This is a genomic window from Paraburkholderia sp. HD33-4, from assembly GCF_021390635.1.
In the GTDB taxonomy this organism is placed as follows: domain Bacteria; phylum Pseudomonadota; class Gammaproteobacteria; order Burkholderiales; family Burkholderiaceae; genus Paraburkholderia.
Genome location: NZ_JAJEJS010000001.1, coordinates 1,720,470 through 1,736,622, shown reverse-complemented (window position 1 = coordinate 1,736,622; position 16,153 = coordinate 1,720,470). Strand labels below are relative to the sequence as shown.

The 16,153-nt window shown below is 63.3% G+C and carries 13 protein-coding genes; 3 read left to right on the top strand and 10 right to left on the bottom strand.

Annotated features, from left to right (window positions below; genetic code table 11):
* Window positions 1-21: 21 nt before the first annotated feature.
* The 7 genes from L0U84_RS07665 to L0U84_RS07635 form a co-directional block, all read right to left on the bottom strand.
* Window positions 22-1,503, bottom strand: a complete 1,482-nt coding sequence (locus L0U84_RS07665; protein ID WP_233849008.1) for an NCS1 family nucleobase:cation symporter-1 — start codon at window positions 1,501-1,503, stop codon at window positions 22-24.
* Between the two features lie 368 nt (window positions 1,504-1,871).
* Window positions 1,872-2,585, bottom strand: a complete 714-nt coding sequence (locus tag L0U84_RS07660; protein WP_233849006.1) for a GntR family transcriptional regulator — start codon at window positions 2,583-2,585, stop codon at window positions 1,872-1,874.
* 318 nt (window positions 2,586-2,903) lie between these two features.
* Window positions 2,904-3,830 (bottom strand): muramoyltetrapeptide carboxypeptidase, encoded by a 927-nt coding sequence (gene ldcA, locus L0U84_RS07655; protein WP_233849004.1) that lies wholly within the window; start codon window positions 3,828-3,830, stop codon window positions 2,904-2,906.
* Window positions 3,831-3,856: 26 nt separating this feature from the next.
* Window positions 3,857-4,525, bottom strand: a complete 669-nt coding sequence (gene tadA, locus L0U84_RS07650) for a tRNA adenosine(34) deaminase TadA (protein WP_233851969.1) — start codon at window positions 4,523-4,525, stop codon at window positions 3,857-3,859.
* 128 nt (window positions 4,526-4,653) lie between these two features.
* Window positions 4,654-5,055: a DnaJ family domain-containing protein gene (locus tag L0U84_RS07645; protein ID WP_233849000.1), complete on the bottom strand. Its 402-nt coding sequence runs from the start codon at window positions 5,053-5,055 to the stop codon at window positions 4,654-4,656.
* A gap of 522 nt (window positions 5,056-5,577) precedes the next feature.
* Window positions 5,578-6,171 carry a 2'-5' RNA ligase family protein gene (locus tag L0U84_RS07640; protein WP_233848996.1) on the bottom strand — a complete coding sequence of 198 codons (594 nt, stop codon included), beginning with the start codon at window positions 6,169-6,171 and terminating at the stop codon, window positions 5,578-5,580.
* 121 nt (window positions 6,172-6,292) lie between these two features.
* On the bottom strand, window positions 6,293-7,195 hold the full coding sequence (locus L0U84_RS07635; RefSeq protein WP_233848994.1) for a LysR family transcriptional regulator: 903 nt from the start codon (window positions 7,193-7,195) through the stop codon (window positions 6,293-6,295).
* A 125-nt stretch (window positions 7,196-7,320) separates the two neighbouring features.
* Between L0U84_RS07635 and L0U84_RS07630 the strand changes: the two genes are divergently transcribed.
* Together L0U84_RS07630 and L0U84_RS07625 are read left to right on the top strand one after the other, a co-directional pair.
* A complete protein-coding gene (locus L0U84_RS07630) occupies window positions 7,321-8,604 on the top strand; it encodes an MFS transporter (protein ID WP_233848993.1) in 1,284 nt (427 codons plus the stop codon).
* A gap of 123 nt (window positions 8,605-8,727) precedes the next feature.
* The gene (locus tag L0U84_RS07625) at window positions 8,728-9,708 is read left to right on the top strand and encodes an amidohydrolase family protein (RefSeq protein ID WP_233848991.1); all 981 of its coding nucleotides are present in this window, start codon (window positions 8,728-8,730) and stop codon (window positions 9,706-9,708) included.
* Between the two features lie 75 nt (window positions 9,709-9,783).
* On the opposite strand, the gene L0U84_RS07620 is transcribed toward L0U84_RS07625, so the two are convergent.
* Genes L0U84_RS07620 through L0U84_RS07610 form a run of 3 tightly spaced genes read right to left on the bottom strand, consistent with a single transcriptional unit; the run spans window position 9,784 to window position 13,287 of the window.
* Window positions 9,784-10,911, bottom strand: a complete 1,128-nt coding sequence (locus L0U84_RS07620) for a DUF2827 domain-containing protein (protein WP_233848990.1) — start codon at window positions 10,909-10,911, stop codon at window positions 9,784-9,786.
* A gap of 49 nt (window positions 10,912-10,960) precedes the next feature.
* Window positions 10,961-12,121, bottom strand: coding sequence for a DUF2827 domain-containing protein (locus tag L0U84_RS07615; RefSeq protein WP_233848987.1), 1,161 nt, complete (start codon window positions 12,119-12,121; stop codon window positions 10,961-10,963).
* Window positions 12,118-13,287: a DUF2827 domain-containing protein gene (locus L0U84_RS07610; RefSeq protein ID WP_233848985.1), complete on the bottom strand. Its 1,170-nt coding sequence runs from the start codon at window positions 13,285-13,287 to the stop codon at window positions 12,118-12,120. The genes L0U84_RS07615 and L0U84_RS07610 overlap by 4 nt, the downstream gene beginning before the upstream one ends.
* Before the next feature lie 870 nt (window positions 13,288-14,157).
* Between L0U84_RS07610 and L0U84_RS07605 the strand changes: the two genes are divergently transcribed.
* Window positions 14,158-16,080, top strand: coding sequence for a potassium transporter Kup (locus L0U84_RS07605; RefSeq protein ID WP_233848983.1), 1,923 nt, complete (start codon window positions 14,158-14,160; stop codon window positions 16,078-16,080).
* Window positions 16,081-16,153 lie beyond the last annotated feature (73 nt).

Sequence of the window (16,153 nt, the reverse complement as noted above, 5' to 3'; positions counted from 1 at the left end):
AAACCTGGCGCTCCATGAAGCTCAGCGGGCGAGGATCCGGTAAAACAGCGCAGCGAGTCCCGCGCCGATGAACCACGAGAAATTCGCGCAGCCGTCGAGCCCCGGCACCATCACGCAGATCACCGCGATCAGCGCGGCCGGCAGCAATGCGGCCACCGCGCGGTAGTTGACGCCGTTGTGATACCAGTACGAACCGTTCGGCGCGACCGTGTACAGATCGTCGAGCTTGATCTTCTGACGCTTGACGAGGTAGAAGTCGACGATCAGGACGCCGTACAAAGGTCCGATGAAGCTGCCGAGCACGTCGAGCGTGTAGTGGATCACGGCCGGATTGTTGAACAGGTTCCACGGCGTGATGAATATCGATGCGACCGCCGCGAGCATGCCGCCCGCGCGCCAGCTGATCAGACGCGGCGCGACGTTCGAGAAGTCGAAAGCCGGCGACACGAAGTTCGCGACGATGTTGATGCCGATCGTCGCGATCGTGAAGGTCAGCGCGCCGAGAATCACCGCCATCGGATAGTCGATGCGGCCCACCGTTTCGACCGGGTCCGTGATCAGTTCGCCGAACACCGGCAGCGTGGCCGCGGTCGTGATCACCGTCACCAGCGAGAACGCGAGGAAGTTGACCGGCAAGCCCCAGAAGTTGCCGCGCTTGACGCTGCGAAAGCTCTTGCCATAGCGCGAGAAGTCGCCGAAATTCAGCATCGGTCCGGAGAAGTACGACACCACCAGCGAGATCGCCGTGATCATCACCGGCACCACTTCCATGCCGTGATATTTGACGCCGCCCAGGTTGATACCGATGTTGTGCAAGCCTGCGCGATACACCATGTAGCCGGCGAGAATGAACATCACCACGTAGACGGCCGGCCCGGCGAAGTCGATGAACTTCTTGATGGTCTCCATGCCGTGCCAGAACACCAGCGCCTGCAGTACCCACAGCAGCATGAAGCCGGCCCAGCCAAGCGTCGACAGACCGAGCAGACCATGCCGATGCACGTCAGCATACGGCAGCAGTTGCGGCACGAACTTCAGCACGACGATCACGAGCGCGCTCGACGCCAGATAGGTCTGGATGCCATACCACGCGACCGCGATCAGGCCGCGGATCACCGCGGGAACATTCGCGCCGAGCACACCGAAGGTCGCGCGGCACGCGACCGGGTACGGCACGCCGTTCAGCTGGCTCGGCTTCGCGATCAGGTTGCACAGCACGTTCACCAGCGTGATGCCGATCAGTAGCGACACCAGTACCTGCCAGCTCGTCAGGCCGAGCGCGAAGAGACTTCCCGCGAATACATAGCCGCCGACACTATGCACGTCCGACATCCAGAACGCGAAGATGTTGTACGCGTTCCAGGTCTGCGCGTGCAGCGGTGCGAGGTCCTCGTTGTAGAGCCGCTCGCTGTAGCCGGCCGGTATCGACGAATCGGCTTGAGCCGTGCCGTCCGGATAGTTGGAGATGGGGTGACTGCCTGGCGCTGCACTGACTTGAGCCATGATTCCTCCTTTGGATAGGGACCGTCGATCGAGCATCGACGGACGTTGCATCGGCCATGCCAGTTGCTCGCTTCCCGCCCTGCATGGGTCGAAGAAGTCGGCGCCGTGGTCCCGGACCGTGCCGCGCGTGTCTCCGTACTGAAGTACTTGTGGTTGTCGCATCGCCAGCCGCCGCGGATTTCCGGCGATGCGTCACTACCCGAAACTCCGTCGTCTCGCGACGGACGTGCGTGTTCAGGCCGGCGGCGCTCACGCGAGGCCGCCCTGCCGTGCATCTATTGGTTCAGTTCAATTCAGTGCGGCGCGCACCACCAACGGGCGCTCGCCTGCCGCTTGCCTCAGCCTGGCGTGGAGCCGGCTTCGGCTGTCTACGTGGATGTTTCTTTCGGCGCGAGCGCGCCGAATACTTCATGCAGATCCGCTGCCCCGCGCGCGGGGCGTTCAAGCATCTTCAACTCGACGCTTTGCAGATGGCGCGACATCAGCGCCGCCGCCTGCTTCGCATCGCCGGCGTCGAGCGCGGCGAGAATCGCTTCGTGGTCCTCGAACGAGCACGGGCTGCGTCCGAGCGACTCGTACAGCGCGGAGATCAGCGTAGACCGCGCGACCAATCCGTTCAGGCAATCGCACAACACCGAGTTGCCGGTCAGGTTCGCGAGCTCCGTATGAAAGCCGCCTGACAATCGGATCCACGCCGGAAAATCCCGCGTTTCGAACGCCTTGCGTTCCCGGCCGATCATGCCGCCGATGTTCTTCAGGCGCCGCATGCCGTGTCCGCTACAGATCTTTTCGACGACGGCCAGCTCGATGATGCGGCGCATTTCGAACACTTCGTGCACTTCCTGCAACGACGGACTCGCGACGAACGCGCCACGATTCGGCTCGAGGTCGACGAGGCGCTCACCCGCCAGCTGCGACAGCGCCTGCCGGATCGGGCCGCGCTTCACACCGAATACTTCGCAGAGCTGAGCTTCGGTGAGCTTCGCGCCAGGTGCCAGCCGGTGCTCGAGGATCGCCGCGCGGATGCGCTCGGCGATTGCTTCGGGCTTCGAACTGTTCGCGGCGGATTCAATGTCGGACATGATTGGCGTCTCGGTATGTTGGTCATCATAGGACGGACACAAATATTGTCAACAATTTTTGCGTCGATTTTCGACAGTTTCGGTGCTGCATTGCGTCAGGGAAAGTCTGCAAGCCATGCTGCACGGGCGTCTGACGGGAATCTTACCCCGCTTTGACGAGGCCACGCCGATTGTTGGCGGCCAGTTTTTGTCAACAAAAACTGAAAACATTGGCGAAGGGTGTGGGTGGTGGTGAGGGTTGAAACGCCGACAGTTAGTTGCGTTGTTGGCTTGAAAAAAAACGGGCGATCCGCCCGCCTCTGCCCCGTCCGAGCCGCTTCAGGCAAGGCTCGGATAGCCCGACGCCGTCAGCCTGAAGCCATGCGCATTGGCGACCAGATGCGCGTTCGCGCCGACCGGCAGCGTCACCATGTTGTGCACGTGCCCGAACTGCAGCCCCGTCACGACCGGAATGCCGATCAGCGAGCGCACCTGCTCGACCATCGCGTGCAGGTCGTAGCCGTTGTCGTAGTCGTAAGGCTTGCCGCCCGTGAAATCGCCGAGCACGAGCGCCTTCTGCTGCGCGAGGATGCCGGCCAGGTGCAGCTGATAGATCATCCGCTCGATGCGGAACGGCTGCTCGTTGACGTCCTCGACGAACAGGATGCCGCCCTGCACCGGTGGCATATACGGCGTGCCGACCAACGACGCCACCACCGCCAGATTGCCGCCCCACAGCGTGCCCGTCACGTCGACGCTCTGCGCTTGCGGCGTGTTGCTCGCGACCGTGATGGTCGGCTGCGTCAACGCCGACCAGAAATGCCGCATCGTGAATTCGCTGAGTTCCTCGGCGCCGAAATCGCTCATCAGCATCGGGCCGCCGAAGGTCTTCAAGCCGGCGCGGGCGAGCAGCGCCAGTTGGATCGCGGTGAAGTCGCTGTGACCGACCAGCGCGATCGGCTGATCGGCGAGCCGCCGCTGCAGCCCTTCGTAGTCGAGACCATGCAGGATCCGCACCGCGCCGTAGCCGCCGCGCACGGCCAGCACGACGTCGGGCAACTCACGCGAGGGATCGGCGAGCCGGTTCAGATCGGCCGCGCGCTCGCCGTCGGTGCCGGCGAAGCGCTGGTAGCGCCGCTTTGCGGCCTCCTCGCCATCGACACGATGCCCCTGCGCACGCAGCCGATGCAACGCGCGATGCAGCACCTCCGGATCGTGCGGATAGCCGGATGGCGCAATCAGTTCGATGGTGCGATGAGCGGTCATGGCGAGACCCGTTGGGCGTTGTGGTTTTAGAGCGGCGTGGTTGGGGGCGGTTCGCTGCTGGGGGCTGTAGCGGCGTTGGTGGCAGTGTTCGTGGCGCTATTTGCGGCGATGCCGGCAGCCGCTTCCCCCGCTTCACCCGTTTCACCCGCTTCACCCGGTGCAACTGTTTCAACTGCTTCACCGCGCGCCGCCGCGCGCGCTTCCCGGCTCGCCCGACGCCGCTCGGCGAAAAACGATCTGAGCGCGGCACCGCATTCGGCTTCGAGGACGCCGCCGCTGACCGTCGTGTGATGGTTCAGCTGAGGATTCGCGAACGCATCGACCACGCTGCCGCACGCGCCGGTTTTTGGATCGCGCGCGCCGAACACGACACGTGCGATGCGCGCGTGCATGATCGCGCCGGCACACATCAGGCAAGGCTCGAGCGTCACATAGAGTTCGCACCCCGGCAGGCGGTAGTTTTCGAGCGACTGCGCGGCGGCGCGCAGCGCGACCATTTCGGCGTGCGCGGACGGATCGTGCGCGCCGATCGGATGATTGAAGCCCGAGGCGATGACTTCGTCGCCACGCACGAGCACCGCGCCGACCGGTACTTCGCCGGCTGCGCGCGCCTGTTCGGCGGCGGCCTGAGCAAGCGCCATGAAGCGCAGGTCGCGTTCGGAAATGATGGAGGACTCGGGAGTTCTGGAAGGGATGGCGGGAGCGGGCGCAGGGTGATCCGCCGTCGGCCCGGAGACCGCGCCGACGCTAGCACCAGCGGATCTTTCGCCGTCCTCGGCTTGCGCCGTAAAGCCGCTCGACGCGGCACACACGAGCGGCTCGTTCACTGCGAACCCACGCCGGCCACGTCGACATTGCCCACGCGCTCAGACAGACGCTCGGCGATGCGGCGGCAATACTCGCGCGGCAGGACCATCGGGCCGCCGCGCAGCGATTCGAGCGCCATATCGAGCGCAAGCATGCGCGCCTGAAGACGGCAACGGGTCGCCTGATCACTCACGGCATTCAGCTCCGTTTGCAGGTCGCGCAACGCGCGAAGCTGCTCGACGGCGGGCGGCACGAAGCCCGCGTTTTTCAGAATGCGGTTGGCGACGCGCACCTCTTCCGGCACCAACGCATCGTCTTCGAGGGGTAGCGGCGCGCCCGCGCCAGGTAAATCGTCGAACTCTCCGCGCGCGGCAGCGGCGGCAATACGCTGTTCGACAAGCGCATCAAGCAATTTCATCTGCAATCCACAACGTTGCGGCCCGAGCATTCTATCAGGGAGCGCACGGGCGTTCAGCGCTCACTTGACGGCATAAATGCGCCGATTTGCCGGTTGTTCGGCATTTGACGGTGCTTCCGCGTGGACTTAGAGTAGGTCGTCAAGTCGCCCAACCCGCGCGGCATTTAGCCGGCGCGCCGTGCGGGTGTGTTCCCGCCATCGAAGTCGATGCCGCGATGCCATTCAATCCGATCGGCCACTCCAGTACTTTTCCCGTCGCGAATCCGCGTTCGGACTGGGCCGCGCGGCCCCAGCGAACGGGCCCGCACGAGTCGCGGCGCATCGGCGTGCGCACCGCGTTAGCCGCGCTTGCGGCGGCCGCGCTGCTTTCCGGATGCGGCGTCTTTTGCGCTGGCGCCGCGGCGAGCGGCGGTGGCTATGCCGGGGGTTGCGGGACGAGCGTGCGGTTCTAACCCGCTTCGTCACGAAACGGCGGCGATTCCGACATCGTGCGTGTCGACGCGCCCCCCCTGCCCCTCAGCTCTACCCCACCAACGGCCACCGCGCGACGACGAGATGCCGGGTTCGTCCCAGCAGGCTGTGCATCAGCGCAAACTCCCGTACATTCCAGCACGCCGGCTCGGCCGGGCGGCGTTCGATCCACGGCATCCCATATGCCAGCGTCACGTGCGGCGTAAAACGCGTGTCAGGCTCGATGCCGTCGTCCCGCAAGCCCGCTTCGAGCGCATCGTGAAGCGCCTGCAGCCCGCGCACCCCGTGCTCGCCGACCAGCACCGCCGGCCCGAGCCGCGGCCTTTTCGCGAAGCTGGCGACCGCGTCGAATTCGACCGTAAACGGCGCCATGCTGACCGCTCCGGCCGCCCGCTTTGCCGCCTCGACCACATCCGCCGGCAAACCGCCCGCGAAATTGCCGAGATGCCTCAGCGTCACGTGCAAGCGGTTCGCCGCGAGCGGCTTACCGCGCACGCCGCTGCGCCCACGCACCTCCGCACAGACCTGCTGTGCGAACTTCGCCATACCGGCTGCGGAGTTGGCATCGGGATAAACCGCGAAAAAGAGCCCGTCGGTGGGCGGGGGCGGCGCCTCGAGCCCGGGCAACCACAGTTGTTCAGGCATCGCGCCTCGTCCCCTCGCTGATTCATTCTGCCGATTCACACACCGCCGCACGTGCGGGTCCATTGCGGCCATGATACTGTATATTCATACAGTACGACAGCTCGCGCGTAATGGCGGCGCGCTACAGTTCGGCCGGCTTGCCGATACGTTTGTACCAAAGCTCGATGAAGGACTCGGCCGCCGGCGACAGCGAATGCTCGGCGCGTCGGATCAGATTCACGTCGCGCGTGACGAGCGGAGCTTCGAGCCTGCGCGCGACCAGATCGCGATGCGGAAACGAGCCGAGCAGAATGCCCGGAAAAACCGCGATCCCGAGACCGGCCTGCACCATCGACAGCCCGGTCGTCATATACGACACCTCGTACTCGACCGCTTTGCGCGCGCCGAGCGTGAAGAGTGTTTCGTCGATCAGCTTGCGGATGCCGCTGGTCGACTTGATGCCGATCCACGGATACTGCAGCGCATCCTTCCAGCTCACCCGCCGCTTCTTCGCGAGCGCCGAATCCTTTCGGCAGATCGCGCACAGGTTGTCGCGCGCAAGGCATTGCAGCGTGATGCCCTCGGGCCGCTCGCTGATCGTGCCGATGCCGAACTCGACGTCGCCCGTCAGCGTCGACGCGGTCAGGCGATCGGGCGCGGCGTCGTCGACCGAGACCTCGATGTTTGGGTACAGCGCGCGATATTCGGCGACCAGTTTCGGCACGATTGCCGCCGCGATCGACGGCGTCGCCGCGAAGCGCAACTGACCGCGCTCGCGCCCGGCGAGCTCCTTCACGCTCGACTGGATCGACTCGAGATCGCGCAGCATCCGCTCGACGGTCGGCAGAATTTCGTGCGCGGCCGCGGTCGGCCGCAGCGAGCGCGACGTACGGTCGAACAGACGCAGGCCGAGCGCCTCTTCCATTTGCCGGATCAATACGCTGACCGCGGGCTGGGTGATGAACATTTCGTCGGCCGCGCGCGTCAGCACGCCGAAGCGGCAGACGAGCGCGAACGCGCGCAACTGCTTGATGGTTGGGGTCATGAAAGCGGAATCATAAAGTTACTTTATGGAGCCATTGATTTTGTTCGATTGTTTTCATGCGGACAGTACCCTACATTGCTTTCCTACGCAGCGCACAGCCGTTCAAAAAACGACAGGAGACAGTCGTGACAGCAATCGATTCGCGCAAACGCTGGGTCGGCGCAATGGCGTCGACGCTTGGCAATGTGCTCGAGTGGTACGACTTCGTGGTGTTCGGCTTTCTGTCGATCATCATCGCGAAGCAGTTCTTCCCGAGCGACAGCGAATACGCCGCGTTGATGCTCACCACCGCAACGTTCGGCGCGGGCTTCGTGGTACGGCCGCTCGGCGGCATTCTGCTGGGCATGTACGCGGACCGCAAAGGCCGCAAGGCCGGCCTCACGCTCGTCATCGCGATGATGACGGTCGCCGCCGCGATGATCGCACTCACCCCCGGCTTTCACCAGATCGGCCTGATCGCACCAGCGATCGTGCTATGCGCGCGCCTGTTGCAGGGCATCTCGGCCGGCGGTGAATTCGGCACCGCGACCGCGATGTTGATCGAATACGCGCCGAAAGCGCGGCGCAATCTGTATGGCAGCTGGCAGATGTTCGCGCAGGCCCTGGGCGCGCTGCTCGCGGTCGCGATGGGCAGCGCGCTCACGCATCTGTTCACGCACGAGGCGCTCGAGTCGTGGGCGTGGCGCATTCCGTTCCTGCTCGGTCTGCTGATCGGCCCGGTCGGCTTTTATATCCGCCGCAATCTGCCCGAAACCGAGGCGTTCCAGAAGTTGGGTCCGCGCGTGAAGGTGCCGTTCTCGCAGGTCATCGCGCTCTATCCACGCGAACTGTTCGTCGCCACCGCGCTGTCCGCCGCCCTCAACGTGATGGCCTATGTGATCATCACCTATCTGCCGATCTACGCGGTGCAGAACCTGCACATGCCGGTGACGCTGCCGTTTTCCGTGCTGCTTGCAAGCGTGCTGCTGCGCGTGGTGACGATCCCGCTGTTCGGTCATCTGGCGGATCGGATCGGCGGCGAACGCATGATTCGCGTCGCGCTGGCGCTGTTTCTCGTCGTGCTGTACCCCGCTTACTACTGGATCGTCAGCGCGCCGTCGTTCGCGTCGATCATGACGGTCGAGCTAGGCTTCGCGCTCCTGATCAGCGCGTCGAACGCGCCGATTCCGACCGCGCTCGCCGGCCTGTTCCCGACCGAAGTCCGCTCGACCGGCCTCGCGATCTCGTACAACATCGGCGCAGCCGTCTTCGGCGGCTTCTCGCCGATGCTGCTCACGTGGCTGCTGCACGTCACCGCCAACAACATGATGCCCGCGCATTTCTGCGCGGTGTTCTTCGCGCTCGGCCTGATCGGTGCGTTCATGCTGAAGCGTCGCGCGGCGCCGATGAACGAATTCGCCGCCCAGTAGCCCGCTCCGTTTTCACCTCACCCGCAGGGCGACCCGAATCGGTCAGTAGATCGAGTCGACCGCCCGCCACTGAAGACGCGCGCCGCGGCTTCATTCCATGACTCTTTCTTCCGGAGATCCCGCATGCCTGTGATTGACGTTCATACGCACATCTTCACGCACAAATGGCTCGAGCTGCTGCGGCAGCGCGGCGGTGCGTACAACATCCAGACGCGCCCCGACGGTCAGCAGGAAGTGTTTCGCGGCAACACGCCGGTCGTGATTCCGCAGAAAGGCCACTTCGATTTCGACATGCGGATTCGCCAGATGGATGAATCGGGCATCGATATTTCGGTCGTGTCGCTGACCTGCCCGAACGTGTACTGGGGCGATCAGGCAACCAGTTGCCTCGCCGCGCGCGAATCGAACGACACCATCGCCGAAGCGCAGGCCAAATATCCCGGGCGCATCCGCTGGTTCACGTCGCTGCCGTGGGAGTATCCGGAAGCGGCGCTCGAAGAACTGCGCCGCACCTGCGAGAACGGCGCGAGCGGCGTGATGGTGCTCGCGAACATCGCCGGGCGCAGCCTCACCGATCCGCTGTTCGCGCCGATCTGGGCCGAGATCGACCGACGCGCGCTGCCGGTGCTCGTACATCCGACCGACCCTCCCGGCGTCGATCTGATGGATATGACGAAGTTCGATCTGAGCTGGGCAGTCGGCTTCATGTTCGACACGACGCTCGCCATCACGCGGATGATCTTCGAAGGCTTCTTCGATCAATATCCGAATCTGAAGCTCATCGCGTCGCATGCGGGCGGTGCGTTGCCTTATCTCGCCGGCCGCTTCGAAAAAGGCAACGAGGTCGAGATCCCTCAGCGTCGCAAGATGAAGCGCAAGCCGATCGATTATCTGCGCCATATTTACTACGACTGCATCACGTATAGCCCGGCGTCGTTCGACTTTCTTGTATCGGTGGTCGGCGCGGATCGCGTGATGTTCGGCACCGACTGGCCGCATCAGGTGTACGACATTCGCGGCGCGTTCGCCAACACCGCCCGTTTGCCGAAGGAGCAATGCGACGCGATCCGCGGCAACAACGCGTTGCGGGTGTTCGGGTTCTGAGCCGCGTCGCGGCGAACGCGGGGACGTGATGCGCCGGATACACCGGCACCTCTGCCCTTGCGTCGTGCGCGACGACTACCGCGGCGCTCGGGCGAGCAGATCGTCGAGCAGCGCCGCGTAGGTGGCAACCAGCTGATGGTTATCCGGCAGGTAGCGCGCGATCTCCGTGCGCTGCTTCTCGCGGTACCACGACGTATGCGCGTCGTGGCAGTCCATCGCCTCGATGGTCTGACGCGCACCTTCTTCGACGTCGTTGTCCCGATAGTAGTAACCGACGTCCGCGCACAGATGCGCGTTATGCACCAGCGGATAGCCCTGCCAACATACCTCCAGGTAGAAGTAATTTAGCGGGTTTTCCAGTTGATGCGAGATCACGATGTCCGTGTTGCCAGCCAGAAACGCCGGCGTTTCGTGTCGCCCGAGAAACACCGCCTTGTGATTGCGCACGATATCGAGCTGGTTCATCAGCGCGATGAATTCCTTGCTTTCATGCGCGATACTCTCTGCGTTCGTGACCTGCAGCAGCGCGACGCTGTCCGCTCGCTGGCGGTACACCAGCTCCGCGATCAGCGTCGGATAGAGACAAAACTTCACGACGTTTATATTCGGCTCCATCACGGAGAGCCGCTTCGCGCCGCCGTGCGGCTGATAGACCCCGCCGCCCGGCACGTTCCTGACCCGCTCGTCAAGAAACATTGGACTCCAGACGAACGGCACCACGCGCGCGGTTTGCCGGCGCAGCACCTCGAAATACGAGCGGCTGATATGGTCGACCTGCGGGATCATCCAGATATCGTCGTAGCGCTGATTGACGAACAGATTCCCGCCCCACGCCGGCTTGCGGAACAGCACCGATTCCATCGCGTGGATGTATTCGAATCCGCAGCAATACGACACGAGCCGCACGCCGCGTTGCTTCAGATAGTCGGTCTGTTCCGCGTTGATCTGACCGCCCAGTTCGATCAGCACGTCGAGCGCGTCTTTCGCGGCATCGAACGTCACCGTCGGAAAACGCTTCTGGTCCCACGGCAATGCGAGCGTGATCGGCACCGCGGTCGTATTGACGAGCGTCACCGACGCCACGTTCGGACAATGGCGCAATGCATCGGCAAGAAACGCAGCGTTCTGCTTGATGCCGTTATTCCACAGCGTTTCATCCGGCTGATGCAAGCCGATGGTGATACCGATACGCAACCCGTGCATGATCTGATTTTTCCAGTTTCGCGCCGACCGTGTGCCGGGTCTCGCGATGCTATTCGCGTGCTGCTTCGAAAAGCGCGGCGATCGCCCGGGAATAGCTGCCGACGTTGGCATCGCTTTCGGGATCCAGTTGTGCAATGAAGGCGTTCGCAGTGCGCTGGTAAGCAGCGAGATTCGCGTCGTGCTCCGCATACGCGAGTTGCAACGCGCGGCCACCCTCCTCGCAATCGAAGTCGCGATAGAGATACCCGCAAGCGCCGATCAGATGCGAGTTGTGGATCAGCGGATAGCCGCCATACAGCGCCTCGTAGTACACATAGTTCTGCGCGTTTTCCCATTGATGGCTGACGATCACATCGACGTCGCCGGCCACCACCTGGCAAAACGGAAAACGCCCCTCGAACGATGCGAGGCCGTGATGCACGAGATCGAGGCTGCGCGCGAAGCCGTTGAAGCTCACGTGCTCCTTCAGATGAAACGTGTTGTACGCGAACACGTGATCGAGCATGTCCGGGTTGTCGCGATGCGCGGCTTCGCAAGCCAGCAGCGGGATATAGCTCGTCTTCACCATGCAGATGTTCGGCTCGAAGATACCCGCGCGCCAACGCCTGCGGCCGGGCCGATAACCGAAGCGCCGGTCTTGCGGCAAATTCGCGGCTTCGCGCTCGAGCACCATCGGGCTCCACAGATGCGGCATCAAACGCACAGGGCAGCGGAACAGGCTCTCGAAATACGGCGCGCAACTCGCCTCATACTCGGGCAGCGTCCAGATCTCGTGATACGGCGCGCCGGTTATCAACAGTCCATGTGATTTGTCGAACACCATGCGTTCGATGTCGATCACATAGTCGTTGCCGACCCGCATCGACACGATCTTGCCGCCGCGCCCCCGGAACGCGACGACCCATTCGCGCGACAGTTGCGCGCTCATCTCGATCATCAGGTCGAGCGTCGCCGCCGCTTCGTTCATGTCGATCAGCGGCACGGGCGAATCGGCGAGAAACTTCGTCGCGTCGGCAGGTCCGCCGTCACCGCCGCCGGCCACCAGATAAGTCGCCTCGATGAGCGGCGAGCGCATCAGCAGCATCACCAGAAAAATGCAGTTCTGGTAAATGCCGTTCTCCCATAGCGACTGCTCGCCTTTGCGCACAAAAATCGACACGCCGACCCGCAGTTTGCGGCCGCCGGACAATGGACTGGTTGCAGTGTTCATGAACGGCCCGGGCGGTTGGCAAGGAAATTCGCGTCGCGACACAGATGCAGCAGCCTTGCCGCATAGGCATCGAGGTTGTGCTGTGCAAATGGATCGACCGCGTGGAATACCCGCTGGGTGCGCGCCCGATAGTCGTCGAGTTGCGCCGCGTGCTGATCGGCCGCATGCCGTAGTTGCGCGGCCCCCTGCCGGATTTCGAAGGCCGCATAGTAGTAGCCCGCATCCTTTAGCCACGCGGAGTTGTGGATCAGCGGATAGTCGCCGTACAGCGCGTCGAGGTAACTATAGTTCTGCTCGTTGCGCCACTGATGCGACACCACCGCATCCGCATGCTGCACCATGAAGCCGACGATATCGTGACGCCCGTGAAACACCGCCTTGTGTTCGCGCACCAGATTCATCGAGTTCGCGAAGTGCAGCATGGTCGCGTGGTCCTTCATGTGCAGCGTATTCAGTACGTGCATCATGCGCAACGAGGCGGGATCGGCGCGGTAGGTTTCCTCGCAGATCAGCATCGGTATGCTCGACGTCTTCACGACCGAGATGTTCGGCTCGAAGATCGCGACGCGCAGACCGCGCGCGGCGTCCGTCGCCGCGTCGTTTGTCCGGACGCCCGCCTGAAAACCGTAGCGCAGCCCCGTGAGGTCCACGACCTCCTGGGTACGCCGCTCGATAAATTGCGGATGCCAGATGAACGGCGTCTGATGGACGTCGCAGCGGTGCAATACCCGCAGCATCGGCGCGAATGCCGCGTCTTTCGGCAGATGCCAGACTTCGTCGCAGCGATCAGGGCGCGACGCATGCGTCGGCTTGTTGAACACGGCCGGCTCGGCCAACCCGGCGAACGGTTGCCCGCAGCAATGGAACACGACCTTCTTGCCGCGCGCGCGCATCAGATCGAGCCACTGAACGTCGAGCGCGCCGCCCATTTCGACGATCACGTCGACCTGATCGGTCGCCTCGGCGGTCTTGATCACGCGCAGCGCTTTCGCGTTCGTGTCGACCTGTGGCGGCATCGCGAACTGGTCGCCGACATCGATCAGGACAACCGATTGGACGAAAGGCAGACGTTGAAAAAGTTCGGCGAGAAAAATCACGTTCTGCCCCAGACCGTTCTGCCAGATGTTCTGGCCGGCATGAGTGACGACGGAAATTCCGATACGCATGTTCAGGTCAGCACCAACAATTGTTAAACGGCGTCCAGGCGAGCGTTGCTTTCACAAGAGCCCGCCTCGCTTCTGAACTTGACGATGGTGTAGCCGCTGTCGCGAGCACTGGCGCCAACCCATCTTCCATCGCAACACGCGGCGCAACCGCTGCTCGCGAAGCTGGCGACATTCTGCTGCACGACCTGAATTCACGCAACATTTGCCGCAACAGCAGCAGTGTATTCGGCAATGCTTGCGTGGATGTGAACTAATGTGAACAAATTGCTGAATCGTCTTTCGAACTGATCGTGCTGGCTGCCGCTGAGCGCGTCGGTGCTCGTCGCGCCGAACGCGCCTGCGGCGACGCTCGTCAGTCCGACACCCGATGGATATCAGCAGGAATACTGACCATCCAGCCGGGTGACGCGAAGTCGAACCGAGACGCGATCGACGCACCAAGTCAAGGCGACAACGATGGGCAGCCGGCGCTTGTGCATATCGTTGAATTAAAGAGGTGCTTCGTCTGAAGTCAGGCCCTAAACTATGCACGCACCTGAAGCCTGCTTTCATTATCTGAACACTCGCCTTACGCATCGAGCCGACTTGTTATCCGAGGCTTTCATCAGGTCTACGAACGGCGGATGGAACCTTTCGCCCCGGTTCTCGCGTAGCCCGTTGGCCTTGGGTTAACCGTCATTGCGGACCTGCCAGATTCATTGCATGGTACGTGCAGCACCGCACCGAATGCCACGCACGACCACCCCGGGAGAGTACGCTCGATCGTCAATCCGACTCATGGGATTCAAAGAATTGCAATCGACACAGCAACATACTGTCGATACCATCGCCCCTCGCCTGCCGACGTCATCCTCCGGATATGAATAACCCATGAACAACATCCAAACCATGCAGGCATCGCCCTCCTCGCATCGCGCGACTGGAACCGCCGCACTCGCACTCTCCGCGCTCGGCATCGTGTTCGGCGACCTCGGCACGAGTCCGTTGTACGCATTGCAGGCCGCATTCAACGGTTCGCTCGGCGTCGCGCCGACCCACGCGAACGTGATCGGGATCGTCTCGTTGTTCCTGTGGTCGCTGCTGCTAATGGTCAGCGGCAAGTACGTGCTGGTGCTGATGCAAGCCGACAACCGCGGCGAAGGCGGGCTGCTTGCGCTTCTCGCGCTGCTGGTCGGTGAACGTACCGGACGCGTAACCCGCGCCGGCGCGTTGCGCTGGGTGTTCATGGCGATGTTCGGCACCGCGATGCTGTATGGCGACGGCGTCATCACGCCCGCGATCTCGGTGCTGAGCGCGATCGAAGGGATCGAAGTAGCGACGCCCGCCTTCGCGCATTACACGGTGCCGATCACCGTTGTGATCCTGGTGGTGCTCTTCGCGGTGCAACCTCTGGGATCCGGCCGCGTGGGCGTCGCGTTCGGTCCGATTCTCACGGTCTGGTTCATCGTCATCTTCGGATTGGGGCTGGTGTCACTCGTGCAGACGCCGGCCATTCTCGCCGCGTTCAATCCGCTGAACGGTATCGAGTTCTTCGCGCACAACGGCTTCAAGGGTTTCGTCGCGTTGGGCGCGGTCGTGTTGTGTCTGACCGGCGGCGAAGCGCTGTACGCCGACATGGGCCACTTCGGCGCGCGGCCGATCCGTCTCGCGTGGTATGGGCTCGCGTTGCCCGCGCTGACCGTCAACTATCTGGGTCAGGGCGCCTTGCTGCTGCGCGATGCCAGCGCGGCGGCCCGGCCGTTCTACACGACGGTGCCGTCCTGGGGCCTGTATCCGATGGTGGTGCTGGCCACGCTGGCGACGATCGTCGCGTCGCAGGCGCTGATTTCCGCGGTGTTCTCGTTGACCCGCCAGGCGGCGCAACTGGGCCTGTCGCCGCGCGTGACAGTCAAGCACACATCGTCGAGCACCGAGGGGCAGATCTATCTGCCGGGCCTGAACTGGGTGCTGATGGTCGCGACCATCGCGGTAGTGCTCGGCTTCCGCACCTCGGACAGCCTCGCGGCCGCTTTCGGTATCGCCGTATCGACGACGATGCTGATCACGACCATGCTATTCGCCGCATTCGCGCGCGTGCGCTGGAACTGGCCGATCTGGCGCGTCGCGCTCGTGGCCGGACTCTTCATGGTGGTGGACGTGGCGTTCGTCGCGGCTAACGCGATGAAGTTTGCCGACGGCGGCTGGCTGCCGCTCACCATCGGTACGCTAACCTTTCTCGTCTCGACGTCGTGGCTGATCGGACTGCGCGCGCTGACTCGCGCACGCCTCGACACGCAACTGCCGCTGGACGCATTCGTTGCAAGTCTCGCCGTGTCGCCACCGCACCGCGTGCATGGTACGGGCGTATTTCTGATGGGCGCCGGCAACTCGGTGCCGACTACCCTGCTGCATCATCTGAAGCACAATCAGGTGCTGCATCAGCAGGTGGTGCTGCTGACCTTGCTGACCGAAGAGACGCCGCGCGTCGATGCAGGCGAGCGCTTCACGGTGCAGTGTCTCGACCAGGGCTTCGTGCGCGTCGTCGGCCGTTACGGCTACCTGGAAATGCTTGACGTACCGCAACTTCTCGAACAGGCGTTGCGGCACTCGGGATGCACGGCCTACGAGCCGATGACGACGACGTTTTACCTCGGGCGCGAATCGCTGTCGGTGCAAACAAAGCGGCGTCCGGGACGCTATGTGCTGCTCAGTCTGTTCTCGCTGCTGCGCAAGAACGAGCTGAACGCGACGGCTCACCTCGGCTTGCCGCCGAATCGCGTCGTCGAGATGGGAGCGCGGCTCGATCTCGTTTGAAGGGCTGGACGCGCCGGCGAAATCCGCCGCACAAGGGTAAGAGTCCGAGCAGCCGTAGAGGCCGGCAGGCGCG